This window comes from Pseudomonas sp. WS 5532, from assembly GCF_012985445.1.
Classification (GTDB): domain Bacteria; phylum Pseudomonadota; class Gammaproteobacteria; order Pseudomonadales; family Pseudomonadaceae; genus Aquipseudomonas; species Aquipseudomonas edaphica.
Map to the genome: position 1 here is coordinate 181,601 of NZ_JAAQWK010000009.1, position 26,514 is coordinate 208,114.

The window sequence follows — 26,514 nt, forward strand, 5'->3', positions numbered from 1 at the left end:
GATTTGTGAATACATTCAAAGGTGGGAGCTGGCTTGCCTGCGATAGGGCCATCAGCCACATCCACACGTTCAACCCTGCTCACTCTCATACTTGTCCAAGGTATCACTGGCAATTTCCCGCCCCAACGCGATCAACTCCGGCGCCTTGTAGAACTCGAAAAACCGGCACACCCGCTTCGGCACGTTGATCAGCACGTCCGGCGGATAACCGGCAATCTTGTACTGCGCCAACGAGGTCTGCATCACTTCGAAGCTCTGGTTGATCAGGTCCAGCAGTGACGCCGGCCCGACGTTATCGATAATGAACGAGCCGGTCGCGGACTTCGGTGCGCCTTGTTTTTCCGGGGCGGCCGCAGGTTGTTGGGCCTCGGGTTCGGCCGACTCCAGCCACGGGTTGATTTCGGCGGCCTGGGACTGCAAGGCTTCCTGTTCCAGCTTCATCAGTTGCTCGGCCTGTTTGCGCCGAAACGGCAGGTGCGAACCCAGTGATTTGGCCAAGCTGTTGAAGCGGCTCTTGAACGCCGGCGGGCGCTGGATCACTGGCAGGTGGTAGTGCTTCTGGTTGGTGGCGTTGAGGTTGACTGCGATGATCAAGTCGCAATGGCTCGACACCACCGGCACGATCGGCAGCGGGTTGAGCAGGCCGCCGTCCACCAGCATGCGGTTGCCTTGCATCACCGGCGTGAACAGGCTGGGAATCGCCGCCGAAGCGCGCATGGCCTGGTGCAGGCAGCCTTCCTGGAACCAGATTTCCTGTTGGTTGGTCAGGTCGGTGGCCACGGCGGTGTAGGGAATCCGCAGTTCTTCGATATTGATCTCGCCGACGATCTTGCGGATTTGCCCGAAGACTTTTTCGCCACGAATTGCCCCCAGTCGAAAGCTCACGTCCACCAGGCGCAGCACGTCCAGGTAGTCGAGGCTCTCGATCCAGTTGCGGTATTCGTCGAGCTTGCCGGCGGCGTAGATCCCGCCGACCACGGCGCCCATGGAGCAGCCGGCGATACAGGCGATGTCGTAGCCGCGCCGTTCGATTTCCTCGATCACGCCGATGTGGGCGTAACCGCGGGCGCCGCCGGAGCCGAGCACCAAGGCAACACGTTTTTTCATGAGCTGATCCTTCGCAAAACAGTGGCCCACAATGCGCTTACCGGCCGAGGGCATCAAAATATTTTTCCAGAATAGCCATTACGCTCGGGTATGCTCTGGCGGTAGGCATTTCTGAGCAGGCACTGCTGAAAGCACTTTTGAATGGACACTTCTGATTTCAGGCGGCCCCCAAGGCACTTTTCCTTGGAGGCAACGTCTACAGCCTACGACTGTTTTTCTATATTTGAGGTGTCATTGATGAAAGCCTGGATGTGTGTGCCTGTGATCGTGTTGGCCCTGGCCGGTTGTGCCGGCAAAACCGCATACCGCGACAGCTGTGGCACGCAATTGGATGCGGCCTGGCACGAGTTGGATTTGGCCAAGGCCGAAGGCTTTGCCGGCACCGTGAGCTACTCTAAGGCTTTGTCGCTGTTGACCGGCGCCAAGACCCAGCAGCAATTCGAAGCGTTTGAAGGCTGTTCCAACAAGGCCGAGAAAGCGCGCTTCTACATTCGTGAGTCCCGCGCCGGGCGTTGATCGGTAAGCGGCGACTAGGGTTTCATCGTTAAGGGGGAAGGGATGTCAGCGCTGGTTGATCAGTTAGTCGCTCAGGTCATTGGCCTGGAAGTAGGGTTACTGAGCTGCCAGGCTCGCCTCGCCGCCGTTACCGACGATGAAGCCTTGCATGACCTGCGCACCACCGTGCGGCGCCTGCGCAGTTTGTTGCGCCCCTTGCGTGGGCTACCGGGTGTCGAGCAGCTGGAATTGGCCGCCAGCACGGTCGGCCAATTGACCACGCCGTTGCGTGACCGTGAGGTACTGGCGGCGTATTTGCAGCAGCACGGCCATCACGCGGCGGCCGACCGGCGCCTGCGTTTGCAGGCCGATGCTTACCGCCAGGTGGCGCAAAGCCCGGAACTCGCGCATTTGCTGCTGATCCTGGATGCCTTCCCGCGTTTTATCCGCGCCTCCCAACACCAGAGACTGCTCAAAGGCCTGCGCCCGCGCATCGAGAAGCGTCTGGCCAAGCAGTCGCAGAAACTCGATGACGCCCTCAAAGACCCGGATCATGACCGCCACCGTCTGCGCCTGCTGATCAAGCGCGTGCGCTACGCGGCCGAAGCCTACCCCGAACTGGACAAACTGCCGGCCAAGGCGATGCAACGCCTCAAGCAAGCGCAAGGCGCCCTCGGCGATTGGCACGATTGCTGGCAATGGCTGGCCCAGGCTGAACATCAACCCGACCTGCAGCCGTGTGTTGCGGTTTGGCAGCGCACCATGGCCATGGCTGAAGGCCAGGCGGATCGTGTGCTGGACAAGCTCAGCGCGGATTGTTTCTAAACCGGTCCGGCTTTTGGCCGGAATAGGCGCTGTGCCTGCTCAACCTGCTGGTTAAGATCCCGACATCGGTTTTCTGGATGTGAGGTTGCCATGCGCTTTTGTGATTTGCTCGATGCCGCCCGTAACAACCCGCTCGAAGTGAGCATCCCTGCCGAGTGGGCGCAGGGCCGCGCAACCTTTGGTGGCCTGGTGGCTGCCTTGCAATACGAAGCCTTGCGCGCCCAAGTGCCGGCGGATCGGCCTTTGCGCTCGCTGGCCATCACCTTTGTCGGCCCGGTAGCGCCGGATGTGCCCGCCAGTTATCAAGTCGAAGTGCTGCGCGAAGGCAAGGCGGTCAGCCAGTTGCTCGGCCGCGTGGTGCAGAACGGCGAAGTGGCGACCTTGGTACAAGCCAGCTTTGGCGCGGCCCGTGAGTCGGTAATTGATGTGTCGAGCGAAGCGCCGCCGGTGTTCAAACACTGGGATGAGTGCCAGGAACTGCCCTATATCAAGGGCGTTACCCCCGAATTCATGCGCCACCTGGCGATGCGCTGGAGTGTCGGCGGCCTGCCGTTTACCGGTAATAAATCCCGCGACATGGGCGGTTGGGTGCGTTTGCGTGGGGACGTGAAGGAAGAGCCGCTGACCGAGTCGCATATTCTTGCTCTGGTCGACGCCTGGCCACCGGCCTTGCTGCCGCACCTGACCAAGCCCGCGCCGGGCAGCACCTTGACCTGGACCATCGAGTTCATCCAGCCGCTGCAAAGCCTGACCACCCTTGACTGGTGCCAGTACTACGTCAACATCGAGCACGCCCGCGACGGCTACGGCCATGCCGCTGCCGCGCTGTGGAGCCCGAGCGGCGAGTTGATCGCCATCAGCCGCCAGACCGTGGTGGTCTTCGCCTGAGCCTCAGAAGTGCTGGCTGCCCTGGGCCTCCAGCGTGCGGCCGTGGCGTTGCAGCGCCACGCCCGCCAACACGCCGACGACGCCGATGGCAAAACTGGCCAGGCTGAAGCTGAATACGCCAGACACCATCAACAAAAAACCAATGATCAGCAAAGGCACGGCAATCAGTTGCAGGCCCAGGTTGGTGGGGTGCTGGTGAGCCTGTGGCTGAGTGCGCCATTGCCAGGCGGGGAAGTTGGGGTGACGTTTGCCCATGATGATCAATCCTCTGTCCGTTGAAACAACATGGACAAAGTTTAGGTCGCAGGCACCTGGGACGGCGAATCAAGGCTCGCTATGGAGGCCATAGCCAGCCTTGTTTGGCTTATAGCTTCAATTGCCCGATCGCCTTGCTCAACTCCCCGGCCAAGGTCGCCAGCTGATTGCTGGTGGTGGCCGACTCTACCGTCTGCTGCACGGTGTTCTCGGTGACATCGCGAATGCTCACCACCGCGCGGTTCATCTCTTCGGCCACATGGCTCTGCTGTTCGGCGGCCACGGCAATCTGGGTGTTGCTTTCGCGCATCTGGGCCACAGCACTGGTGATTTCGGCCAGTGCGGCACCGGCATCCTGGGCTTGTTGCACACAGTCGTCAGCCTTGAACGAGCTTTCCTGCATGAAGTCCACCGCGTCGCGGGTGCCGGCTTGCAGCGCCGACACCATGCGGGTGATTTCATCGGTGGAGCTTTGCACGCGCTTGGCCAGGTTGCGTACTTCGTCGGCGACCACGGCAAAACCACGGCCCATTTCGCCGGCGCGGGCGGCTTCGATGGCGGCGTTGAGGGCGAGCAGGTTGGTCTGTTCGGCAATGCTGTGGATCACGCCGACCACACCGTTGATTTTCTGACTGTCTTCGGCGAGTTTCTGGATCATTTCAGCCGTCTGCTGCACGCCGGTGGACAGGCCGGCGATAGAGCGCTGTACCCGGGTGACCACTTCCTGGCCGCTGCCGGCGAGGGTGTCGGCGGTCTGGGACAGATCGCGGGTAGCGCCGGCATGTTGAGCGATATGGTAGACGGTGGCGGTCATCTCATTGATGGCGGTAGCCGCCTGGTCGGTTTCGCTTTGCTGGCCGAGCATGCCGTGCTGTACCTCGTTCATGCTGCTGGCCAGGCGCGCGGCGCCGTCATCGAGTTGCTGGGCGGTGCGCGCCACGGTACTGACCACGCGCTGATAGCCGGCCTGCATGGCGTTGAAGGCGCTGGCCATCTGGCCCACCTCGTCCGTGCAGGCCAGGGGCACGCGGGCCGACAGGTCGCCGGTCTTCTCCACGTGCAGCATCACGTCCTTGAGGGTGTTGAGTTGGCTGAGCAGGAAGCGGATCAACAACTGCGAGGCACCGAGCATCGCCAGCATGAGGATCAACACGGCCACGGCGTAGTTGGCGAAGCGTTCGCTGAAGACCTGACTGAGGCTGCGGCCATAGGCCAACACGGCGATCTGTTGGCCATCGGCCCGTGTGACGACGTCGGCACCGATCAGTGGGTTTTCCCCGAGCAAGGGCATGTGATTGAGTTCGACCCAACCGCTGGCGGTGCTCAAGGCGGACAGATCCTGATCAGCCAACGATGGGGTTTGGCCGCGGGCAAAGGTCAGCCAATGTTCATCTTTGGGTAATGGGGTGTTGGCCGGCCAGGCACCGAGTAATCGCGCCTGGGCCTGCGCCGAGGCCCGAGATGCATCGCTGCGGGCCTGTTGCTCGAGCTGCACGGCGTAGAGCACCAGCAGTAAGGTGGTGATGAAAGCGACCGCATTCACGGCCCAGAATTTGTACTTCAGCGAGATATTGCTAAGCCAGGCACCCATGGAAGGTTTTCTCTGATAGCGGAAACAGCATTGGCAAGGTGCCATTATTGTGCCGCTACTCAGGAAAGCGTTTTTGACATGGGTCAATGCGCCGCATCATGTGTGAGCTGGCTTGCCTGCGATGGCATCAACTCGGTACACCTGACATACCAAGGTGTCTGCATCGCAGGCAAGCCAGCTCCCACATTTAATCGGGTATGGCTTCTGAGCTCACGTCGAACCCTGCGTTGCCACCGAGGGCAAACCGAAAAACGCACGGGAGCAGGCGGTGCTGTGCTCGGCCAGGTCTTCCGGCGTTTCATTGCGATGCAGTGCCACTTCACGCAGCACTTCGGGCAAATAAGCCGGTTCATTGCGGCCATTTTTCGGTTTCGGCCGCAGGGTGCGCGGTAGCAAGTACGGCGCATCGCTTTCCAGCATCAGGCGGCCACGGGGAATTTCTTTGACCAGCGGATGCAGGTGTGTGCCACGGCGCTCGTCGCAGATCCAGCCGGTGATGCCGATATGCAAGTCGAGGTCCAGGTAGCTGAACAGCGCCTGTTGCTCGCCGGTAAAGCAATGCACCACGGCGGCGCTGAGGTGGTCGCGGTAATCCTTGAGGATCTCCAGCAGGCGCTGGTTGGCGTCACGTTCGTGCAGAAACACCGGCAGTTTCAGCTCAACCGCCAGTGCCAGGTGCTCTTCAAGGACTTTTTCCTGCTGCGGACGCGGGGAAAAGTCGCGGTTGAAGTCCAGCCCGCATTCGCCCACCGCACGCACGCGGCTTTCGTTGAGCAACCCGCGCAAACGTTGGGCGCTGTCGCCGTTCCAGTCACTGGCCGAGTGCGGGTGGATGCCGGCGGTGCTGAACAGGCGTTGGCCGCTGTCATCGAGGTTTACGCACAGTTCCAGGGCTTGCTCGCTGCCTTCGACGCTGGTACCGGTGAGCACCAATTGTTGCACGCCGGCGGCGTAGGCACGGTCGAGAACGGCCTGGTGCCTCTCGTCGAAACTGGGGTTGGTCAGGTTGACGCCGATATCAATGAGTTGCATGGTGCTAGCTCCGCCTGCGGCCGGAAAGCATATCAGAGCTGTAGATTTATAAGAAAAACTAAGAACTACAACGCGTTATAGCTGTCTTTGAACGTCGCAAGTGACATTGTGGCTGGCCCGCCGCCTGCCCCGACGCCACCGTTGCGTGCCTTGCCAGCGCTTGAAGCGCTCTGTTTCTGACCTCCAGCTTCTCGTCTTTCACGAGATGGCTGGCCAGTATTCTTTCCGGAGAGCGGATGATCCGACCCTCGGCGTTGCTTATGTTGTGCCTGACGTTACTGCTGCCCATGGCGGCGGTCGCACGTCTCGACGGGCCGCTGGAAGTGACCAAGCCCGGCAAGGTTCGTGATTTGGCGCAGATCCGTTCCAGCCGCACCCTGCGTGTGCTGGTCAACCAGAGCCGTAACAGTTCCGGTGAGGTCCAGGGCCAGGCCATCGGGGTCGAATACCATCGTCTGCGAGCCTTCGAGCAATACCTGAACGGCCATGCCCGGGATGGAGAAGCAATCAACCTCAAGATCATTCCCAAGGCCAAGGACCAATTGCTCGGCGCGTTGGCCCGTGGCGAAGGCGACTTGGTGGCGCCGGGTGAATTACTCGATGTGAAGGCCGCGCACAAAATCAGCACCAGCGACCCGATTGCCAGTGGTGTGCCGCTATGGCTGGTGGGCGTGAAGGGTGAGCGGCGGTTTACCAAGCTGGAGCAATTGTCCGGGCGCACCCTGGCGTTGACCACCGGCAGTGCGGCGGCGGACGCGATCAATCAGGTCAACCAGCAACTGGCGCTGCACAAGCGCCCGCCGGTAAAGGTGGAGTGGGTTGACCCGACACTGGCCGTGGAGGATGTGTTGGAGATGGTCCAGGCCGGGATCTTCCACCTCACCATCGTTGAAAAACCAATTGCCGAGCGCTGGTCGAAAATCCTGCCCAAACTGCGTTTTGATCGGCAGGTGGTGATCAGCGAGCCGGGCGACGAATACTGGTTTGTGCGCCAGGATGCCTCGATGCTGCGGGCCAGTATCGATCGCTTCCTCAAGACTTACCATACGCCGTCCGACCAGGACGTGGCGTTCCAGCGGATCTATCGACGTCTCTACCAAGTGCGCAACCCGCTGGCCCGCGCCGACCGCCAGCGCCTGGAGAAACTGCGTCCGGTGCTGCAAAAGCACGCCCGCGAGCAGGGTATGGACTGGCTGAACCTGGCCGCGCTGGCGTTCAAGGAATCCGCACTCGACCCTGGCGCGCGCAACAGCGGCGGGCCGACCGGGCTGATGCAGATCACGCCATCGGCGGCGCAGCGGGTGGGGGTGAACAATATCGAGAGCCTGGACAGCAATGTGCAGGCCGGTGCGCGCTACCTGGCGATGATCCGCCGCAAGTTCTTCGCCAGCCCCAAACTCAACGAGCGCGAGCGCATGGCCTTTGTGCTGGCGGCTTATAACATGGGGCCGGAGCGGGTCCAGGGTATGCGTGCAGAAGCTCGCCGGCGGGGCTTGAACCCCAATCAGTGGTTCTTCCAGGTCGAACGTATTGCCATGGAACAGGTGGGAATGGGCGGCGTCAGCTATGTTAATAGCGTGAACAAGTATTACTTGGCGTTTGATCGGGAACGTGAATCCTTGGAGCCGTCGGCGCCGAAAATTGCCTCACGAAAATAATCGGTTTTATCGATAAGTATTAGGCGATTTTTGCGCTTTTATCATTGTCTGATCCGATTAATATAGCGGCCAACCAACCCCTACTTTGAAAAGGATTCTCTCCATGAGCCCACTGATCACTCGCATTCTGTCCACTCGCGCCGGTTACGGCCTGACCATCCTGCGAATTTTTGTCGGCATCGTTTTCGCCGCTCACGGTTCGCAAAAGCTCTTTGGCTGGTTTGGCGGCGGCGGCTTGGCCGGTACTGCGCAATACATGGAAAGCCTCGGCCTGACCCCAGGCACGCTGATGGCGGTGTTGTCCGGCGGTACTGAGTTCTTCGCCGGCCTGGCCTTGATCATCGGCTTGCTGGCGCGTCCAGCGGCTTTGGGCCTGACCTTCCTGTCGCTGGTGGCAATCTTCTCGGTGCATATCCATAACGGCTTGTTCATGGCCAACAACGGTTATGAGTTCGCCTTGGCCTTGCTCGGTGGTGCGTTGGCGGTACTGTTCGAAGGTGCTGGCAAACTTTCGGTCGACCGCGCCATCGCCCACTGATGACCCGCGTTACCTGCTGAAAAAGCCCGCCATGAGCGGGCTTTTTCATTGCTCGGGATTCTTGACATCGCCCCACCGGCTTCTCTAGGATGCTGCTCATGCGCCGATTTAAACAGCTAATTGCGGGGCGCCACTGGGACTCAATGCAGCCCGACAGAAGCATGCACTCATCAAGAGTCAGGTTTCGAAATACCGCTAAAGCGCTGGTTCGGTGTTGCCTCTCACCTGCCCGCAGACTTTTGAGGCAGAGACACGACACGATGAATGCACCACGCCCCCTCATACGCCTGGCTCCGATCACCGCGGACCTGACTCAACGCAACCCCAAAATCCTCTTGGGTGGCAAGCATCAGCCGACCTTGCTGCGTTACCTCGACGGATGGCCGCGCCGCACCGGGCGCCCTTCAGCATTTCTGATCCAGTTTGTGGAAGATGGCGACTCCCTGGCGCGTTTTGCCAGCAACAGCTTTGATCTTGCCGTTATCCAGGCACCCAGCGCGGGCGATGCCGAGGAAGTGATCCGCCAACTGACGCGCATCGCCCGGCAAGGGCTGATTGCGCGTCGTTGACGGCTGATCAGTGAACGACAGCCGCCGATCGACGCCGCCGATGGTAGAGGAACACTGCACAGGCGATCAGGCATAACGGCAGCGGTACTGCGCCAATCATCAGCAGCTTGAGGTTGCGTTCCGTTCGATGCACCGATGCATACGCCTGGACCTTGAGTGCCTGCAACTCCATGGGCAGCCGCAGGCGTTCCTTGTTGAGCGCCTGCAACTGGATATTGGTGTCCACTGCACGGGTGCCGAAGCCAATACTCGGTGGGTTCAGGCGTTGCCATTCTTGCTCGGTTTGCTCCAGCCGTTTTTGCAGTTCCCCGGCCTTTTGTGCATAAGCCTGTGCGGCCGCCTCGCGCAGTTGCTCCAGTGCGTGGGTGGACTGGCTGCTTGCACGGGGTTGAATGCTTGCGAGCACGTCGGGAGCCGCTAGGTTATCCAAGGTGTTCAAGACAAACATCACGTTGTTGTTGGGCGCAGAGTTGATCACAGCGTCCATCAGTAAATCGGTGTCCGCGACCACCACCACCTCGATCTGTGCGGCCTTTTGCAAGCCTGCAGGCTGCCCGTCAATGCCGTCTGGAAAGGCCGAGTAGGCGGGGCCTTCGAGGCGCGCCGCGATCACGTGGGGTTGCATGGCAGCCGGTATCCCTTCAGCCAGTAAGTCGTCTGCAGACGTTGCTGCAAAGCGGCCTGCGTCCAGCAGGGTGGAGCGCCTGGAGCTTTGTAACAGAGGCGTGAGTGTGGTGCGGCTTTTCCTCACGCGCGACAGCGCACCGCTGCTTGATACGATGACTGTATCCAGTTTCCAGGCACTCACATCGTTGGCCGCCATTGCTTGCCGTGGCAGGTTCAGCTTGGCCGGGTGCAGTACTGCTGGTGCACCTGAACCAAATGCGTGATCGACCAGCAGTTTGTCCGCCGGCATCTGTATGCCCCAAGCCGCCAGTAGCCCGTCCAGCCTTGTGTCGACGGGTTTGGCGTCTGTCTCGGCCTCGCTCACCGGGTCAATAAAGAGCATCAGTTTGCCGCCCCTCAATACAAACTGGTCAATTGCATACAGGGTTTGTTCCGGCAGGGCGCGCGGGTGCACAACCATCAGGGTTTTGATCGATTCGGGCACTGTCGGAGTGCTTGATGCCAGGCCTGTCAGATCAAAATGCTGATGCATCTGTGCCAGCAACTGTTCACCGGACGCGTTCAATGCCAACCCCGTCAATACGCCGACGGTGGGGGGCTCGGGGTGCATCAGTTGGTGGATCAGATGGCTGATTTCGTACTCAAGCAAGGGCTCGTCATCCAGGCGCAGTACATTGATACGTTGCGCGGGCTGGCCTGGGCGGGTGCCGATGAGGCCAAGAAAGCCTTGCTTGTCATCCAATCCGAACAGGCCGGCCTTGTAGGCATCCTCTGAATAAGGAGTAGGATCTATAACATGTAGGTTAATCATGGTTGCTGACGCTTTTTCGAACTCTTTGAGTAAATCTTCCACTCGTTCGCCGAAGCGGTTTATTGCCTGGCTTCTTCTGGGGTCATTACTTGAGTTGAAGTAATACAAATCCAGTGGGTGTTCCAGAGAGGCAAGCAGTTGTCGCGCAGGGGGCGATAACGTGTGGATTTTCTGCTGTGAGAAGTCCCAGCGGATATTCGGTAGTTTGCCGACCCACGCGAGATTGAATGCAAGGAAAAGCAGCAATATGACCACCAGTGTCATACCCGTACTCAGAGTAGAACGCATCGTTTGCTTTCCTTCTCAACTGGTTTTGTAGTTGAGCGTGACGGTGGATGCCGAGAGAAAGGCAAGGATCATGCTGATGTAGTACAAGCCGTCATGCAGCGTCAGTTTGCCGTTGTCGATAGCCCCGAAACGCGAAATCGGGTTAATCGAGACCAGGCTGTCTACGACCCAGATCGGCGCCTGATGCTCAAGTGCGTCGAGAACCGATGAAAGTCCGCTGGCGGCCAGTAACATCACCACCGTTATCAGGAAGACAGCCAAACGTTGGTGGGTCAGGGTAGACGTAAAGCATCCGACAGAAAGATAAGCGCCGGCCAGCAACCAACTGGCTAGAAACTGTGAAGCGATAACACGGTTGTCGGCGGTGCCGAGGTAGTTGGCGAGGATTACCAGTGGGAAAGTAAGCAGCAATGCGATTGCGCACACGACCCACGCAGCCAGAAACTTTCCGATGACCCGCTCTGCGCTGGTGATAGGCAGGGTTTTCATCATGTCGCGCATGCCGGCGTGGTGTTCGTCCGACCATAATTGTGTCGACAACATGGGAATCAGCAGCAGGTAGAGCCAAGGGTGCAATTGGAAAAACACCTGCAGGTCGCCGCTTTCCTGTTTCAGCCATTTGCTTGTGTACAACCCCAAGGTGGCGCACAACACTAGAAACGCGGCAATACCGAGGTACGTGCTGGGTGTACAGGCATAACTGGCCAGTTGGCGCTTGAAAATGACAGGCAGCAGTTTCAAAGAGTGACCTCGTGGCTCAGATGCTGAACGACTTCGTTCAGGCGACCTGGCTCCAGATTCAGTGACGTTATGTTCCAGCCGCGGCTGGCGATAAGTGCGTTGATATGGGGGTAGATGGCGTGCCCGGGCATCGCCAGAACCGTTACGGTGCCGGGCGCATGCCGGTCCTCTTCTATACCTGCCACGCCGGGTAATACGGCAAGGGCGAGTAAATCCAGGGGTGTTTCTGCGGCCAGCGTGACAGCTCGGTAATGCCGGGAGTTGCGCTGCAAATCGGGCAGCGGGGTGTCTGCCACAAGGTGCCCTGCAGCGATGACCAAGGCGCGCGTGCAAAGGCTCGACAGGTTGTCGCAATGCCGGGAGGCGATCAGGACCGTCATGTCTTCGGTCAGTGACTGGATCAGGGTCTTGAACTTGAGCAGTTGATCCGTTGCCAGCCCCTCAATCGGTTCATCGAGCAGCAGCAGGCCGGGGGTGTGCAGGATCGCCTGGGCGATAGCGACTCTGCGCTTCAAACCGACGGAAAGCGTATCGATCGGTGCATCGAGTACACGTGATAATTCCAGGCGCATGGCTGCTCGATCAACCCGGCTGCGTTTTTCAGCACCGCTGAAGCCGCGTACGGCGGCAATGAAATTGAGCACGCCTTTGACCGACATCGTTTGATGGCTAAGGCCGTCCTGGAGTTGATAGCCGAGGGCTCTTCGCGCTTGCAGAGGATGAGCCTGGGTATCAAAGCCTTCGACAGTGACATGCCCGGCCGAGGGGCTGGCCAAACCGGAGATAACATTCAGCAGTGTGGTTTTGCCTGCGCCACTCTCCCCGAACAAGCCGATACATTCCTGGCGTTGAGCGCTGAACGAGAGATTAGTGATGACGTTTCTTTTACCCAAACGCTTTGTCAGGCTGCTTATCTCGAGCATCTTTTTACCGAATAAGTTTTGCGAGGCGTAAGAACTTGTACCGTCATGCACGGTAAGCGCCGAGAAAGATACGTTTAATCATTGGACTTGGGAACAAGGGGACATACTTCTCAGATAATTCCTACGCCGAATCGGATAACTTGCTGAAACAATTGCGTTGTTCCGAGGTTAGTTAATGGCCGGGTATTTATCTGGCGCTTATATAAGGTTTACTCTTTCGCAATAAGGCCTGAATATCATGATGCTTCTTCGCACGCTTGTTCTTGAACGCAGCGGTCAGGACACGCCGGTCAACGGTGCACTGCTTTGTGGGTTTGCCGTTGCACAGACCGATTCCAATTTTTTGGTCTATAGCCTGGATGAAGAGACCGAACCTGGTAACTCCAGGGTCTACATCGCGGCGCTACGCAAGAAACTCGACCGGTACTTCCTCGGCGGGGTCGAGTCCAAGGAAGACCTGCAAGTTGCCATGCAAGTGTTCAAGCAAATCCTGATGGTGGCCGCCGCTTCCGGGACTAAGAACGGCACCGTTATCGAATCCTCGGTGCCTTTTCATTTCATTGATTTGAAAGGCTGCAAGTTACCGCCCGCCAGGCCTGAGGACCATCACTCGATGATCATCAAGAAGGCATTGGTCATGAAGGTCATTACCCTGGGCATGTCGGCACCCGTACTGCCGGCCATCGAAAGTGCTTCGTTGATCGTGCCTTCGATTCGCTTCTCGTCGCAGATGATTTCGCCGCCCAGGGCCACGAACCCAGCCAGGCCCGTCGAGCCGCCCGTTTCAGAGCCGGCCCAGGCTCAGCCATTGGAGGCTCCCGCCGCGATAGCCCCTGCGCCAGAACCTGAACCAGAGCCAGAACCAGAACCAGCGCCCGTCGAGCTCAGCGTGCCACCTGTTCAGGTCGAGCAAGCAGCGCCTGCACCGCGCCCACCTGCGCCGAAGATGGAACATGCCTCGTTGGTTGAGGTAGACAGCACGTTGTCCAGCCTGGCAAAGGTCGCCCAAGAGCTGTCGCAACAGCAACTTGCGGTGAACGAGCGCGAGGAAATGCTGACGCAGTGGCAGGCACGACTCGAGCAGGAACAGGGTGAGCTGGACGAAAGGAGCCAGGAGTTGCAGCAACAAGCAACGCAGTTGCAGGCGCGAAACCTTGAGGTTGGCCAGAAGGCTGAGAAGTTGACGCTGGCGCTGTCGCAGGTGGCGGGAATACGCCAGCGCCTGCAGAGTGTACTCCTGGAGCTTGATCAAACCCTGGACGGCCAGGCTTGAAGCTGATGTGTTCTACGGTCTGGCTACTTTTCAGGGTTCATTTATCATCAACCCCAGCCGGCCGGCGCCAGGGCATGACGCCTTGGCGTATCGGCACCATTGGACACTGTCTGGGGATGCACGCGTTTGAGTACCAAGCTGATAACCAAAGAAGGTCATGAGGCGCTGAAAAAAGAGCTGGATTACCTGTGGCGTGAAAAGCGTCCAGATACCACCCGCAAGGTGACTTGGGCGGCGTCCCTCGGTGATCGCAGCGAGAACGCGGACTATCAATACAACAAGAAACTGCTGCGTGAGATTGATCGGCGTGTGCGTTACCTGCGCAAGCGCCTGGAAGACATGCGGGTGGTGGAGTACATGCCCGAGCAGGAGGGCAAGGTGTTTTTCGGCGCCTGGGTCGATATCGAAAATGAGCAGGGCGAGACCAAGCGGTTTCGGATCGTCGGCTATGACGAAATTTATGAGCGCATGGATTACATCTCCATCGACTCCCCGATGGCCCGGGCGTTGCTGCGCAAGGAAGTCGACGATGAAGCCATGGTGCAGACGCCAACCGGCGAGGTGTGCTGGTGGATTACGGGTATCGAGTATGTGAAGTAAACGCTGGCCGGCACGCCGTCGGGCGTGCTGGCCAGCGCTGGTTTTCAACCTTCGCGTAACACCGTCAATGGGCTGGCATTCAACGCGCGACGCGTACCGAATACACCAGCGCCGCCGATCAGCACGGCACCGATCACTGGCAGCAATAGCAACCACGCGTGCGGATGCCACGCCAGGTCAAAGGCGTAACGGTACAGCACCCAGGTCACCAGCTCGGTGCCCAGGGCTGCCAGCAAGCCGCTTACCGCACCCAGCAAGCCGAACTCGATCCGTCGCGCCTTGACCAGCAACTTGCGCTCGGCCCCCAGCGCCCGCAACAGCGCGCCTTGGCGAATCCGCTCATCCAGAGTCGCCTGCAGGCCCGAAAACAGCACGGCCATGCCCGCCGCCAGCACAAACAGCAACACGTACTCCACCGCCAGGGTCACTTGGGCGAGGATGCTGCGCAACTGCTCCAGCAAGGCTTCGACCTGCAGGATAGTGACGGCCGGGAAGGCCCGGGACAGGTCGACGATCTGTTGGTCATGCCCCGGCGCCAGATAGAAGCTGGTCAGGTAAGTAGCGGGCAGGTCCTTCAAGGTGCCCGGCTGGAAAATCATGAAAAAGTTGGGCTGGAAGTTGTCCCAGTTGATGGTTCGCAGGCTCGTCACCCGTGCTTCGCGGTTCTCGCCACCGACGGTGAACACCAGGTGATCATCGAGCTTCAGCTTCAGGCTTTCAGCGACCTTGGCTTCTACCGATACCCCTGGGATGCCATCGCCCGGTTGCTGTGACCACCAAGCGCCTGCAGTGAGGAGGTTGCCCGGTGGCAGGTCGGCTGCCCAGGTCAGGCTCAGGTCGCGCTGCACAGCGCGGTCACCGCTGGAGTCTTTGCTGACAATCTCCTGCACTGGCGCGCCATTGATGCTGATCAAGCGGCCCGGCACCACCGGGTACAGCGGCGCCGCTTGTGCTTGCAACTCCAGCAGGCGGGCGCCAAAGGCGTCTTTATCGGCCGGCAGGATGTTCAGGGCGAAATAGTTGGGGGCGTCCTTGGGTAGCTGGTTTTGCCAGGTGTCGAGCAATTCGCCGCGCAGCAGGGCGATCAAGCCCATGGACAACAGGATCAAGCCAAATGCCAGGGACTGGCCGGCTGCGGCCAAGGGATGGCGCAGCAACTGGCCCAAACCCAGGCGCCAGGGCAGCGAGGCGCGAGCCAGTAGCCGGCGCAGGCTTTGCAGTAACAACAACAGCAGGCCGCCAAGGATCAGCGCGGCCATCACGCCACCGCCGAGCAATGCGAAGGTCAGCACCAGATCGAGGCTCAGGCGCCACATGATCAGGCCGAGGGTGAACAGCGCAGCGCCATACACCATCCAGGTGCTGGAAGGGATCGGCAGCATGTCACGTCGCAATACCCGCAGCGGCGGCACCCGGCCCAACGCTGCCAGGGGCGGCAATGCGAAGCCGGCGAGGGCGACCAGCCCGGTGCCGATGCCCGCCACTGCTGGCAGCAGCCCGCCGGGCGGCACGTCGGCCGGCAGCAAGTCATGCAGGAAATAGAACAGGCCAAATTGCGCCAACCAGCCGAGCACGGCGCCGGTGAGGCTGGCTAACAGGCCCAGTACGCTCAGTTGCAGGCTGAACAGCAGCATTGTTTCGCGGCGTGACAAACCCAGGCAACGCAGCAGCGCGCTGGCGTCGAAACGGCGGCTGGCGAAGCGGTTGGCCGACAGCGCCACGGCCACGCCGGCCAGCAGCACTGCCACCAGGCTGGCCATGTTCAGGTAACGCTCGGCCTTGCCCAGGGCTCCGCCGATCTGCTGGTTGCCGTCACGCGAATCCTGCAAGCGCTGGTTGGCGGCAAGGCCCGGCTTGACCAGGTCGCGATAGGTTTGCAGTGCCGTGCTGCCCTGGGGCGCACGCCACAGTTCGCGGTAGCTCACGCGGCTGCCGGGTTGCACCACGCCGGTGGCGTCCAGGTCGGCGAGGTTGATCATCACCCGTGGCGTGAGGCTGTAGAAGTTACCGGCGCGATCGGGCTCGTAGGTCAGGATGTGCGTCAGCCGCAGGGTTTTCATGCCCACGTCGATGCTGTCGCCGACTTTGAGGTCCAGCGCCGTCAGCAGCCGTGCTTCCACCCAGGCTTCGCCGGGTTTTGGGCCGCCTCCTGCAGTTTCTGCGCCGAACGGCTGCGTGGCGCTTTTGAGTTCGCCGCGCAACGGGTACTGCTCGTTGACCGCCTTGATGCTGGAGAGCTGGATGCCATTATCGGTCGCGATAACGCTGGAGAACTCAACAATGCGCGCGTGATCCAGGCCCAGTTCGGTGCCTGACCTGATTTGCTCGAAGCGGGCCGGCGAGCTGCCTTCGAGTACCAGGTCGGCACCGAGGAATTCGGTGGCACGCAACAGCATGGCGCCGTTCAGGCGTGCACCGAAGTAGCCAATGGCGGTGCTGGCCGTGACCGCCACCAGCAGGGCGAAAAACAACACGCGCAACTCACCGGCGCGGGCGTCGCGCAGTAATTGGCGCATGGCAAGGCTGAACAGGCGCAACAGCGGCAAACGTGCCATCAAGGCTCCAGGGGCGCGACCATCAGGCCGGCTTCAAGGCGGATCAGGCGCCGGCAACGGTGGGCCAGGCGCTCGTCGTGGGTGACCAGCACCAGGGTCGTGCCGCTTTCTTTGTTGAGTTCGAACAGCAGGTCGCTGATGCGCTCGCCGGTGTGGCTGTCGAGGTTGCCGGTGGGTTCATCGGCAAACAGCACATCCGGTTCGGCGGCGAAGGCCCTGGCGATAGCGACGCGCTGCTGCTCGCCACCGGAAAGCTGGCGCGGCGAGTGGGTCAGGCGTTGGCCCAGGCCCACACGCTCCAGCAGGTGGGTGGCGCGCTCGCGGGCGTCCTTGCGGCCGTCCAGCTCCAGCGGCAGCATGACGTTTTCCAGCGCATTGAGGCTGTCGAGCAGTTGGAATGACTGGAAGACAAAACCCACGTGCTCGGCGCGTATGCGTGCGCGCTGGTCTTCGTCGAGGGTGCTCAAGGCTTGCCCGGCCAGCGTGACTTCACCGCTGCTGGGCAGATCGAGGCCGGCCAGCAGGCCGAGGAGGGTGGATTTACCGGAACCGGAGCTGCCGACGATAGCCAGGCTATCGCCCTTGTTCAGTTCCAGGCTCAGTTCGTGCAGGATAGTCAGTTCACCTTCCGCGCTGGGAACCACTTTGCTAAGGTTTCGCGCGGTGAGAATGCTTGCGCCCATGGAGAATCCGATGCGAATGTGGTTTTTGAGTGCTGGCCTGGCCTTGATGTGCATGGCCCAGAACGCAGCGGCGGGTACAGTCCTGATCGTTGGCGATAGTATCAGTGCCGGTTTCGGGCTGGATACCAGCAAAGGGTGGGTAGCGTTGCTGGGACAACGGCTCAAGAGCGAAGGTTTCGACGATAAAGTGGTCAACGCCTCCATCAGCGGCGACACCAGTGCCGGAGGCCTGGCGCGGCTGCCGGCGGCGCTTGCAGAGCATAAACCGGATGTGGTGATTCTCGAGTTGGGTGGCAATGATGGCCTGCGTGGGCAGCCGCCAGCGCAATTGAAACAAAATCTTGCGTCGATGATTGACCAGTCCAAGGCCAAGGGCGCCAAGGTGCTGCTGCTGGGGATGCAGTTGCCCCCAAATTATGGCCCTAAATACACCACGGCATTTGCCGAGGTCTACGGTACCTTGGCCAAGGAAAAAAGCATCCCGCTGGTGCCGTTTTTCCTTGAGGGCGTGGGCGGCCATCCCGAGTTGATGCAGGCCGATCAGCTTCACCCGGCAGTCGGCGCACAGGGCAAGTTGCTGGAAAATGTCTGGCCGACGCTAAAACCGCTGCTATGACGCTTTTCTACCGGCAGGCTTTCGGCTAAGGTGGCGCCCCCCCGATCTGGAGCCCCCGATGTCGCGCCCTGCCTGGTCCCTGTTCAACTACCAACTGATCGAGCCTGACGAGCAGCTGGATCTGTTCGCCTGCCAGGAAGTCCGGGTGCATCTGGTTGCGCGTCAATTGGAGCTGGGTGGCTCGATCGACCGCACGCTGTGCGGCACTTTGTTGCCGGCGCAACCACGCTGGTCATCGGTGGACCGTGCGATTTTTCAGGACCAGCGCCTGTGCCCGCTGTGCCGGGCAATTCTCGAATCGCAAAAGCGTGGCACGCCGCTGATCTGGCCAGAGCTGCGCTTCGAGTAGCAGCGGGGCAGGTTGATGCCTGGATCGCGCTTCACGTATACAATCAGTGTTTTCCTACCCGTCGTTCTGCGAAGGATTTTCCGGATGTTGTCGCGCCTTTCCGTCGTTACCTGCTGCCTGTCTCTTGCTGCCTTGTGTGCAGCCGGTTCGGCGTCAGCCTTGCAGTTGCCCTTGCCCCCGCCGGGTGAAGACATCGTCGGTCAGGTCCAGGTGATCAAGGCCAAGTACGAAGACACCTTTGCCGACCTGGGCACCACCTATGACCTGGGCTATTCGGAAATGGTCGCGGCCAACCCGGGTGTGGATGCCTGGTTGCCCGGCGCGGGCACCGAGATTGTGCTGCCCACGCGGTTTATTCTGCCGCCCGGCCCGCGCGAAGGTATCGTGATCAACCTGGCGGAATACCGGCTCTATTACTATCCCAAGGGCCAGAACGTGGTGTACACCTTCCCGTTGGGCATTGGCCGTGAGGGCTGGGGTTCGCCGGTCGCGCACACCACCATCACCGGCAAAATCCCCAACCCGACCTGGACCCCGCCCGCCTCGATCAAGGCCGAGCACGCCGCCAATGGCGACCCGCTGCCCAATGTGGTGCCGGCCGGGCCGGATAACCCACTGGGGCCGTTCAAGTTCACCTTGGGCACGCCGGGTTACCTGATCCATGGTTCGAACATGAAATTTGGTATCGGCACGCGTACAAGCCACGGTTGCTTCCGCATGTTCAACAACAACGTGCTGGAGATGGCCGACATGGTGCCGGTCGGCACCTCGGTGCGCATCATCAACGATGCGTACAAGTTCGGCAGCAGTGGCGGCAAGGTCTACCTTGAAGCGCATACGCCGCTGAACGACGATGGCACGCCTTCGGTGGTCGACAAGCACACTGCGGTCATCAATGCCCTGCTCAAGCGCGAAGACCTGGCCAACAATTTGCGCGTCAATTGGGATCAGGTGCGTGATGTGGTGGCCGCCGAAGATGGCCTGCCCACCGAGATTGGGGTACCGGGTGCCAACACGCCGGTGGTGTCCAGCACGCCTATCGATCTGCAGCAATAAGCCTGTTCGATCAAAAGCCCGCCAAGGCCTTGCGCTATGGCGGGCTTTTGATTGCGCTGGATTCAGGGCTGAATTGCAGGCAATAAAAAAGCCGATCCAAGAATGGATCGGCTTGATAACAACCCCGAGGGATTATTACTTGCGGCTTGCTTTTTCAAGCATGCGCAGAGCGCGCTCGTTAGCTTCGTCAGCAGTCTGTTGTGCTTTTTGAGCAGCAGCCAGAGCTTCATCAGCTTTACGGTAGGCTTCGTCTGCACGAGCCTGGGAGCGAGCTGCTGCGTCTTCAGTTGCAGTCAGACGAGCTTCGGTTTCTTTGGAGACGCTGCTGCAACCGGTAGCCAGAACTGCGGCCAGAGCCAGAGCAGAGAATTTCAGAACGTTGTTCATCGTGTTCCCCTTCAAGGACTTTCTATTAAATGGCTACTTTCTCAGGGTGAGCTGATAGCCGGCGTACATACTACTCATTACTTGTAGTAAGTAAACTGACGTAGCGCAAGAAGCAAAAAAAATTCTTGTGCCGTATCTATTTTGGCTAATCTTTTGGAGGTTTGTATAAAAACTGCTCAAAAATTTTCATTTCGTCGGGAACTGGATCCAAGCTGAGAGGTCCGGCCAGCCTGTGTCAGGCTGGGTAAGCAGGTGTAAATTTATATATCTACGATGACACTTTTTTTCAGTTGGCCTTTGCCTGGCCCGGCATCTTTTGCGCATGTAGGCGCATCTAGAGGTGACTTTAAGAGCGGCAGTTCGTCTCAAGCTTCAACTGCCGGCAATGTTCAGGCTATCGATCATCGATTGATCGAAGCCCTTTCTGTAACCGCCAGCGGCAAGGGATGACGAGTGCGCCTTGAGCTATTGCAGCATTGGTGCCTACTATTCTCTACGTGCTGGTTGTGAGCGCTATAGGTTTTCTCGTTGTCGAAACCGGCACGGGGTGGCGTAGATGTTCCTTCGCCGGAAAAACATCGGTAAGGTAGGGGTCGAAATCCAAGACCCGCGAGGAGTAGTGATGAGCGAGGCGTTGTCCATCCACCATGACCAGGCTGGTCATCAGTTCGAGACCAATGTGGACGGTCATCGTGCCTATCTGACCTATATGGACCTGGGCAAACAGACCCTGGACATCTATCGCACCTTCGTGCCCAACGCATTGCGCGGGCGCGGCATTGCTGCTGCGTTGACCGAGGAAGCGTTGAAGTTCGCCGAAGAGGCCGGGTACACCGTGATCCCTTCGTGCTCTTACGTAGAGCGCTACATGGAGCGCCATCAGCGCCATGCCGCGAAGCTCTGAATATTGAGTGAGGCGGGACGCGGAGCGTCCATGGCTGCATTCCCACGCAGAGCGTGGGAACGATCAATCAGATGCCGCACACAAAAACGCCGGGCTAAGCCCGGCGTTTTTGTGTGCGCAGTGTAAGGTCAGGTGCGTTTGCGCTTGGGCAACACGTCCTTGAGCTTGGCATGCATGCTGCGCAGGGTGGTCTCGGTGGCTGACCAGTCGATGCAGGCATCGGTGATCGACACGCCGTACTGCAAGTCGGCCAGGTCTTTTGGAATCGACTGGCAGCCCCAGTTCAAGTGGCTTTCGACCATCAAGCCGATAATCGACTGGTTGCCTTCAAGAATCTGGTTGGCGACGTTTTCCATCACCAGCGGTTGCAGGGCCGGGTCCTTGTTGGAGTTGGCGTGGCTGCAGTCGACCATGATGTTCGGCTTGATCCTGGCCTTGTTCAGCGCCTGTTCGCACAGCGCCACGCTGACCGAATCATAGTTGGGCTTGCCGTTGCCGCCGCGCAGTACCACGTGGCCATAGGCGTTGCCCTTGGTGGTGACGATGGACACGCCACCTTCCTGGTTGATACCCAGGAAACGGTGCGGGCTGGACACCGATTGCAGGGCGTTGATCGCAACCGTCAGGCCGCCATCGGTGCCGTTCTTGAAGCCCACGGCCGAGGACAGGCCGGACGCCATTTCGCGGTGGGTCTGGGACTCGGTGGTGCGTGCGCCGATGGCCGACCAACTGATCAGGTCCTGCAGGTACTGCGGGGAGATCGGGTCCAGCGCTTCGGTCGCGGTCGGCAGGCCCATTTCGGCCAGGTCCAGCAGCAATTGGCGACCGATGTGCAAACCGTCCTGAATCTTGAACGAGTCGTCCAGGTACGGGTCGTTGATCAAACCTTTCCAGCCGACGGTGGTGCGTGGTTTCTCGAAATAGACGCGCATCACCAGATACAAGGTGTCGGACACTTCAGCCGCCAGCACTTTAAGGCGCTCGGCGTATTCGTGGGCAGCCTTGAGGTCGTGGATCGAGCACGGGCCGATCACTACAAAAAGGCGGTGGTCGGTGCCATCGAGAATGTCACGAATGACTTCGCGGCCCTTGGTCACGGTCTGCAGGGCAGCATCGCTCAAAGGGATTTCGCGCTTGAGCTGATCAGGGGTGATCAGGGTCTCGTTGGATTCGACGTTAAGGTCATTGATCGGTAAATCAGCCATCGTGTTACTCGCCAGGGTCACGGGTGCCGGCCGCCAGCTATCCCCGTGCGGCGGGCACAGCATGATTTGAATGCAGGGGGGAGGAACCTTAGCGCGTAACACAGGGCCGCGACAATGGGCAAAGCCGGCTTTAATCCAGCACCGGCGCCACAAAGGTGTCGTGGGCGAACTCACTGGCATGGCGTGAAACCCACTCACGGGCCATGGTCTCGAGCTGGGCAGGGGTTGGCTCGGCGTCTTCGTGCAGGCGGCAGTAGCGTTCGATCTGGCACACTTGCTCGCCCATGCGCGCACCGAACAAGGCATGTTCATCGGTAAAGGAAATGCCGATACGGTAGCCATTATCGACTTTGCGACACCAGGCTACATAGCCCGGATAACGGGCGCTGGCGCCCAGTGACGGGATGCGCAGATCAACCGCCGTGCCCTGGCGCCAGGCACGCGGGCAATTGCAGGCGACGCCGCCCAGGCCGATAGTGTGCAGGCGTTGGCGGGGAATAGCGGGGGCGGGACGTTGGATTAACTCGACAGCGACATCATCAGGGTGAGGTAAAAAACGACCCATGTACACGGACTCCGAGCACCGTCCAATTGACGGCAGTGGCAGCAGTATAGTGAAGGAACTGGAATTGACCGACCTGGATATTGACCAGCAATTGCTGGGATTGCCAGGTATTTCGCTGCTGGTGTTTACCAGCGTGGGCTGTTCCAGTTGCCGTTGGGCACGCCAGCAACTGCCCGGCTGGACGTTGCCGGTCGAGCGCGTGTGCTGGGTGGATGCCGGGCACAACGGCGGGGCGGTTGAGCGCTACCAGATCTTTCATTTGCCCGCGTTGTTCCTCGTGTGCGAGGGTCAATTCCTTGGGCAATTACAGGCGCGTCTTACCCGGCCCGACCTTGCGGACGCGATTAATCAAGCACTTACCCGTACTCCAGAGGATCTGCCATGACAGCACTGTCGCCCCGCATCGGCATTATCGGCACCGGCGCCATCGGTGGTTTTTACGGCCTGATGCTGGCGCGTGCCGGGTTCGATGTGCACTTTCTGTTGCGCAGTGAATATGCGGCGGTCGCCGAGCATGGCCTGCACCTCAACAGTACTGTGCACGGCAAGTTGCACCTGCACCCTGTGCAGGCCTATGCCCAGGCTGCCGATATGCCGGCGTGCGACTGGCTGCTGGTCGGCACCAAATCCACCGGCAACGTGGAGCTGGCCCCAACCCTTGCCCAGGTCGCCGCACCGGGCGCCAAGGTAGTGCTCCTGCAAAACGGCCTCGATGTTGAAGACAGCTTGCGCGAACACCTGCCATCGTCGCTGCACCTGTTGGGCGGCTTGTGTTACATCGGCGTGCATCGTTCCGGGCCGGGTGTCGTCGAGCATCAGGCGTTGGGCCGGGTGAATCTTGGCTATCACAGTGGCACGGCGGCCAACGATGAGGCGCAGCAGAAGGCCATTGTCGAGGAGGGCGCCGCGCTGTTTCACCAGGCCGGCATCGAGTCCCAGGCCATGGCCAATGTGCACCAGGCGCGGTGGCATAAATTGGTCTGGAATGTGCCGTTCAATGGCCTCTCGGTATTGCTGGGCACCGGCACCAGCGCGATGATGGCCGATGAGTCCAGCCGCGAACTGATCCAGGCCCTGATGACTGAAGTGGTGAAGGGCGCCCACGCCTGTGGCCATGAAATTCCCGGCAGTTACGTCGAGCAAATGCTCACCATGACCGACACCATGGCTGACTACCTGCCCAGCATGTACCACGACCACGTGCACAAACGCCCGCTGGAACTGGCGGCGATCTACGCCCGGCCATTGGCCGCTGCCAAAGCGGCGGGCTGTGAATTGCCATGCATGCAGGCGCTCTACCAGGCCTTGAGTTTTATTGATCGGCGCAATCGCTGAATTGGGGAGAAACACTATGGCGAAAGGATTGGGCGACAAACTGGTGCTGGCGATTTCGTCGCGGGCACTGTTCGACCTGAGCGACAGCCACAAGATCTACCTGAACGAAGGGGTGGAGGCGTATCGCAAATACCAGATCGAACACGAGGAAGAAACCCTCGAACCCGGCGACGCCTTCCCGCTGGTCAAAAAGCTCCTTAGCCTTAACGCCAGCCTCGGGCGTGCCCGCGTCGAAGTGGTGCTGGTGTCACGCAACAGCGCCGACACCGGTTTGCGCGTGTTCAATTCGATCCAGCATTACGGCCTGGATATTTCCCGCGCCGCTTTCGTAGGAGGGCGTAGTCCATATCCTTATTTGGCCGCGTTTGGTTGCCATTTGTTTTTGTCGACCCATGCTGAAGATGTGCGCAGCGCCCTGGATGCTGGTTTCGCTGCGGCGACGATTCTGTCCGGCGGCGCGCGCCGGGCATCGAGTGAAGAACTGCGCATTGCATTCGACGGCGATGCGGTGCTGTTTTCCGATGAGTCGGAGCGCGTGTATCAGGTCGGTGGGATAGAGGCGTTTCATGCCAGCGAGCGCGAGTCGGCACGCGAGCCTTTGCACGGCGGTCCGTTCAAGGGCTTCCTGGCGGCGCTCAACCTGTTGCAGCGCGAGTTCGCGGACGACGCCTGCCCGATCCGCACCGCCCTGGTCACCGCGCGTTCGGCGCCGTCCCATGAGCGGGTGATTCGCACCTTGCGCGAATGGGACATCCGCCTGGATGAGTCACTGTTCCTTGGCGGCCTGGAGAAATCCGCGTTTTTGGAGGCGTTCGCCGCCGATGTGTTTTTCGACGACCAGGCCGGTCATTGTGAGAAAGCCAGGGAGGTGGTAACCACCGGGCATGTGCCCCATGGCATCAGCAATGAGTTGAAAATCCAGACCGAGAGCTAGCTGCTAAGCTCAATCAATCCCCGCCATCCTGGCAGTCCAGGAGGTTCTATGATTCGTTCGATGTTGTATGCCACGGACCTCGGTCTGTATGCGCCGTATGTCATGCAACATGCGCTGGCGCTGGCCCGGACGTTCAAGGCGGATTTGTATGTGATTCATGTGGTCGAGCCGATCGGGTTGTTCGCCGAATCGGTGTTGCAAAGCTACCTTGATGAGAAGGCCCTGAGTGAATGGCAGAGCCAGGGCCTGAACACGGTGATGGCGACCATTGAGCAACGGGTGCTCGACAGTTTTCGCGAGGAGTTGGGGGAGGGCGAGCAAGACCTGCAGTTGATTCGCTCGGTGCGCGTGATCCAGGGGGACCCGTGCGAGGTGATTCTCGACCAACTGCGTAAACTTTCCGTTGACCTGTTGATCGTAGGTAGTCATAGCCACACAACCGCGACCGCCACACCGCTTGGGCGCACGGCGGCGCGGGTACTGCAACTGGCCACAGTGCCGGTTTACATGGTGCCGTCGCTGCAGCGTCGACGCACTGATGACACGTGATGGGTAAAAACGATAAAAAGTTCTAGATTTATCTGTCTGACCTTTAATATAGTTATATACCGTCGCTGATACCCGTGGCGTCTATCCGCTTTGAGGGACATATATGAAGCTTCAACAACTGCGCTACATCTGGGAAGTGGCGCACCACGACCTCAACGTTTCCGCTACCGCTCAAAGCCTTTACACCTCGCAACCCGGTATCAGCAAGCAGATCCGCCTGCTCGAAGACGAGCTGGGCGTCGAAGTATTCGCGCGCAGCGGCAAACACCTGACCCGTGTGACCCCGGCCGGTGAGCGCATTATCACCACCGCCGGCGAGATCCTGCGCAAAGTCGAAAGCATCAAGCAGATCGCCCAGGAATTCTCCAACGAGAAGAAAGGCACCCTGTCGATCGCCACCACCCACACCCAGGCGCGTTATGCCTTGCCGCCGGTGATCCGCGATTTCATCAAGCAATACCCCGATGTGGCCCTGCACATGCACCAGGGTTCGCCGATGCAGATCGCCGAGATGGCCGCTGACGGCACCGTCGATTTTGCCATCGCCACCGAAGCCCTTGAGCTGTTCGGCGACCTGGTGATGATGCCGTGCTACCGCTGGAACCGTTGCGTGGTCGTGCCCCAGGGCCACCCGTTGGCCAAGCTGCCGAAGCTGACCCTCGAAGCCCTGGCTGAATACCCGATCGTCACTTATGTGTTCGGCTTTACCGGCCGCTCCAAGCTCGATGAAGCCTTCAGCCATCGCGGCCTCACGCCGAAAGTGGTGTTCACCGCCGCTGACGCCGACGTGATCAAGACCTACGTGCGCCTGGGCCTGGGTGTGGGTATCGTCGCCAAAATGGCGGTCGACACCAACCTCGATAAAGACCTGGTCGTGCTCGACGCCAGCGAATTGTTCGAGTCCAGCGTGACCAAGATCGGCTTCCGCCGTGGCACCTTCCTGCGTGGTTTCATGTGCGACTTCATCGAGAAGTTTGCACCGCACCTGACCCGTGAAGTCATGGCCAAGGCGATCCAGTGCCATAACAAGCAGGAACTGGAAGAGCTGTTTGACGGCGTTGAATTGCCCGTCCACTGATATTGATTATTGCAGGTGTGGCGAGGGAGCTTGCTCCCGCTGGGCTGCGTAGCGGCCCCAAAAAGCTTGCGGGCGCT

At 59.9% G+C, this 26,514-nt stretch carries 28 protein-coding genes and 1 pseudogene; 17 read left to right on the top strand and 12 right to left on the bottom strand.

What is annotated here, in order from left to right:
* Positions 1-69: 69 nt before the first annotated feature.
* Positions 70-1,107: a patatin-like phospholipase family protein gene (locus tag HBO23_RS17380; RefSeq protein WP_099549110.1), complete on the bottom strand. Its 1,038-nt coding sequence runs from the start codon at positions 1,105-1,107 to the stop codon at positions 70-72.
* A 237-nt stretch (positions 1,108-1,344) separates the two neighbouring features.
* Here HBO23_RS17380 and HBO23_RS17385 point away from each other — a divergent pair, with 237 nt between their 5' ends.
* From HBO23_RS17385 to HBO23_RS17395, 3 genes are all read left to right on the top strand, one after another.
* Entirely contained in the window at positions 1,345-1,623 is a 279-nt protein-coding gene (locus HBO23_RS17385; protein ID WP_010176194.1) for a hypothetical protein, read from the top strand.
* 42 nt (positions 1,624-1,665) lie between these two features.
* Positions 1,666-2,427, top strand: a complete 762-nt coding sequence (locus HBO23_RS17390) for a CHAD domain-containing protein (RefSeq protein WP_170038957.1) — start codon at positions 1,666-1,668, stop codon at positions 2,425-2,427.
* Between the two features lie 90 nt (positions 2,428-2,517).
* A complete protein-coding gene (locus tag HBO23_RS17395) occupies positions 2,518-3,315 on the top strand; it encodes an acyl-CoA thioesterase domain-containing protein (RefSeq protein ID WP_169985685.1) in 798 nt (265 codons plus the stop codon).
* Between the two features lie 6 nt (positions 3,316-3,321).
* On the opposite strand, the pseudogene HBO23_RS17400 reads toward HBO23_RS17395, so the two are convergent.
* From HBO23_RS17400 to HBO23_RS17410, 3 genes and pseudogenes are all read right to left on the bottom strand, one after another.
* Positions 3,322-3,570 (bottom strand): annotated as a pseudogene (locus tag HBO23_RS17400) (terminase); the annotation flags it as partial.
* Positions 3,571-3,679: 109 nt separating this feature from the next.
* A complete protein-coding gene (locus HBO23_RS17405; RefSeq protein WP_170038959.1) occupies positions 3,680-5,161 on the bottom strand; it encodes a methyl-accepting chemotaxis protein in 1,482 nt (493 codons plus the stop codon).
* A gap of 210 nt (positions 5,162-5,371) precedes the next feature.
* The gene (locus HBO23_RS17410) at positions 5,372-6,193 is read right to left on the bottom strand and encodes a TatD family hydrolase (protein ID WP_099549080.1); all 822 of its coding nucleotides are present in this window, start codon (positions 6,191-6,193) and stop codon (positions 5,372-5,374) included.
* 236 nt (positions 6,194-6,429) lie between these two features.
* Here HBO23_RS17410 and HBO23_RS17415 point away from each other — a divergent pair, with 236 nt between their 5' ends.
* The 3 genes from HBO23_RS17415 (at position 6,430) to HBO23_RS17425 (ending at position 8,958) form a co-directional block, all read left to right on the top strand.
* Entirely contained in the window at positions 6,430-7,851 is a 1,422-nt protein-coding gene (locus tag HBO23_RS17415) for a transglycosylase SLT domain-containing protein (RefSeq protein WP_017136131.1), read from the top strand.
* Between the two features lie 103 nt (positions 7,852-7,954).
* Entirely contained in the window at positions 7,955-8,389 is a 435-nt protein-coding gene (locus HBO23_RS17420) for a DoxX family protein (RefSeq protein WP_017136132.1), read from the top strand.
* Between the two features lie 260 nt (positions 8,390-8,649).
* Complete coding sequence (locus tag HBO23_RS17425) at positions 8,650-8,958, top strand: hypothetical protein (protein ID WP_003172695.1); 309 nt, start codon at positions 8,650-8,652, stop codon at positions 8,956-8,958.
* A 7-nt stretch (positions 8,959-8,965) separates the two neighbouring features.
* Here the strand turns inward: HBO23_RS17425 and HBO23_RS17430 are convergent, their stop codons facing one another.
* The 3 genes from HBO23_RS17430 to HBO23_RS17440 are packed head-to-tail and all read right to left on the bottom strand — an operon-like array spanning position 8,966 to position 12,348.
* Positions 8,966-10,684: a Gldg family protein gene (locus tag HBO23_RS17430; protein ID WP_170038961.1), complete on the bottom strand. Its 1,719-nt coding sequence runs from the start codon at positions 10,682-10,684 to the stop codon at positions 8,966-8,968.
* Positions 10,685-10,699: 15 nt separating this feature from the next.
* A complete protein-coding gene (locus HBO23_RS17435) occupies positions 10,700-11,425 on the bottom strand; it encodes an ABC-2 transporter permease (RefSeq protein WP_170038963.1) in 726 nt (241 codons plus the stop codon).
* Positions 11,422-12,348, bottom strand: a complete 927-nt coding sequence (locus HBO23_RS17440; RefSeq protein ID WP_099549078.1) for an ABC transporter ATP-binding protein — start codon at positions 12,346-12,348, stop codon at positions 11,422-11,424. The genes HBO23_RS17435 and HBO23_RS17440 overlap by 4 nt, the downstream gene beginning before the upstream one ends.
* A gap of 238 nt (positions 12,349-12,586) precedes the next feature.
* Here HBO23_RS17440 and HBO23_RS17445 point away from each other — a divergent pair, with 238 nt between their 5' ends.
* Both HBO23_RS17445 and greB read left to right on the top strand, forming a co-directional pair.
* On the top strand, positions 12,587-13,621 hold the full coding sequence (locus HBO23_RS17445; RefSeq protein ID WP_170038965.1) for a hypothetical protein: 1,035 nt from the start codon (positions 12,587-12,589) through the stop codon (positions 13,619-13,621).
* A gap of 126 nt (positions 13,622-13,747) precedes the next feature.
* The gene (greB, locus tag HBO23_RS17450) at positions 13,748-14,221 is read left to right on the top strand and encodes a transcription elongation factor GreB (protein WP_056857197.1); all 474 of its coding nucleotides are present in this window, start codon (positions 13,748-13,750) and stop codon (positions 14,219-14,221) included.
* Positions 14,222-14,265: 44 nt separating this feature from the next.
* On the opposite strand, the gene HBO23_RS17455 is transcribed toward greB, so the two are convergent.
* Together HBO23_RS17455 and HBO23_RS17460 are read right to left on the bottom strand one after the other, a co-directional pair.
* Positions 14,266-16,776: an ABC transporter permease gene (locus HBO23_RS17455; RefSeq protein ID WP_170038967.1), complete on the bottom strand. Its 2,511-nt coding sequence runs from the start codon at positions 16,774-16,776 to the stop codon at positions 14,266-14,268.
* Positions 16,776-17,459, bottom strand: a complete 684-nt coding sequence (locus HBO23_RS17460) for an ABC transporter ATP-binding protein (protein WP_017136140.1) — start codon at positions 17,457-17,459, stop codon at positions 16,776-16,778. The genes HBO23_RS17455 and HBO23_RS17460 overlap by 1 nt, the downstream gene beginning before the upstream one ends.
* Before the next feature lie 10 nt (positions 17,460-17,469).
* Between HBO23_RS17460 and HBO23_RS17465 the strand changes: the two genes are divergently transcribed.
* From HBO23_RS17465 to HBO23_RS17475, 3 genes are all read left to right on the top strand, one after another.
* Positions 17,470-18,075, top strand: a complete 606-nt coding sequence (locus HBO23_RS17465) for an arylesterase (RefSeq protein WP_017136141.1) — start codon at positions 17,470-17,472, stop codon at positions 18,073-18,075.
* A 58-nt stretch (positions 18,076-18,133) separates the two neighbouring features.
* Positions 18,134-18,424 (top strand): hypothetical protein, encoded by a 291-nt coding sequence (locus HBO23_RS17470; RefSeq protein WP_017136142.1) that lies wholly within the window; start codon positions 18,134-18,136, stop codon positions 18,422-18,424.
* A gap of 84 nt (positions 18,425-18,508) precedes the next feature.
* A complete protein-coding gene (locus tag HBO23_RS17475; protein ID WP_017136143.1) occupies positions 18,509-19,480 on the top strand; it encodes a L,D-transpeptidase family protein in 972 nt (323 codons plus the stop codon).
* A gap of 135 nt (positions 19,481-19,615) precedes the next feature.
* Here the strand turns inward: HBO23_RS17475 and oprI are convergent, their stop codons facing one another.
* Entirely contained in the window at positions 19,616-19,867 is a 252-nt protein-coding gene (gene oprI / locus HBO23_RS17480; RefSeq protein ID WP_003172710.1) for an outer membrane lipoprotei OprI, read from the bottom strand.
* 622 nt (positions 19,868-20,489) lie between these two features.
* Between oprI and HBO23_RS17485 the strand changes: the two genes are divergently transcribed.
* Positions 20,490-20,771 (top strand): GNAT family N-acetyltransferase, encoded by a 282-nt coding sequence (locus HBO23_RS17485; RefSeq protein ID WP_003189869.1) that lies wholly within the window; start codon positions 20,490-20,492, stop codon positions 20,769-20,771.
* Between the two features lie 128 nt (positions 20,772-20,899).
* On the opposite strand, the gene HBO23_RS17490 is transcribed toward HBO23_RS17485, so the two are convergent.
* Positions 20,900-21,976, bottom strand: a complete 1,077-nt coding sequence (locus HBO23_RS17490) for a 3-deoxy-7-phosphoheptulonate synthase (protein ID WP_017136144.1) — start codon at positions 21,974-21,976, stop codon at positions 20,900-20,902.
* A 130-nt stretch (positions 21,977-22,106) separates the two neighbouring features.
* Positions 22,107-22,541, bottom strand: coding sequence for a PilZ domain-containing protein (locus HBO23_RS17495; RefSeq protein ID WP_170038969.1), 435 nt, complete (start codon positions 22,539-22,541; stop codon positions 22,107-22,109).
* Between HBO23_RS17495 and HBO23_RS17500 the strand changes: the two genes are divergently transcribed.
* From HBO23_RS17500 to cysB, 5 genes are all read left to right on the top strand, one after another.
* Positions 22,540-22,926 carry a hypothetical protein gene (locus HBO23_RS17500; protein WP_017136146.1) on the top strand — a complete coding sequence of 129 codons (387 nt, stop codon included), beginning with the start codon at positions 22,540-22,542 and terminating at the stop codon, positions 22,924-22,926. The genes HBO23_RS17495 and HBO23_RS17500 overlap by 2 nt on opposite strands.
* Positions 22,923-23,876 carry a putative 2-dehydropantoate 2-reductase gene (locus HBO23_RS17505; protein WP_170038971.1) on the top strand — a complete coding sequence of 318 codons (954 nt, stop codon included), beginning with the start codon at positions 22,923-22,925 and terminating at the stop codon, positions 23,874-23,876. Before HBO23_RS17500 ends, HBO23_RS17505 begins: the two co-directional genes overlap by 4 nt.
* A gap of 16 nt (positions 23,877-23,892) precedes the next feature.
* Positions 23,893-24,810 (top strand): 5'-nucleotidase, encoded by a 918-nt coding sequence (locus tag HBO23_RS17510; protein WP_017136148.1) that lies wholly within the window; start codon positions 23,893-23,895, stop codon positions 24,808-24,810.
* A 48-nt stretch (positions 24,811-24,858) separates the two neighbouring features.
* The gene (locus HBO23_RS17515; protein ID WP_017136149.1) at positions 24,859-25,359 is read left to right on the top strand and encodes a universal stress protein; all 501 of its coding nucleotides are present in this window, start codon (positions 24,859-24,861) and stop codon (positions 25,357-25,359) included.
* Between the two features lie 103 nt (positions 25,360-25,462).
* The gene (gene cysB, locus HBO23_RS17520) at positions 25,463-26,437 is read left to right on the top strand and encodes an HTH-type transcriptional regulator CysB (RefSeq protein ID WP_003189876.1); all 975 of its coding nucleotides are present in this window, start codon (positions 25,463-25,465) and stop codon (positions 26,435-26,437) included.
* Positions 26,438-26,514 lie beyond the last annotated feature (77 nt).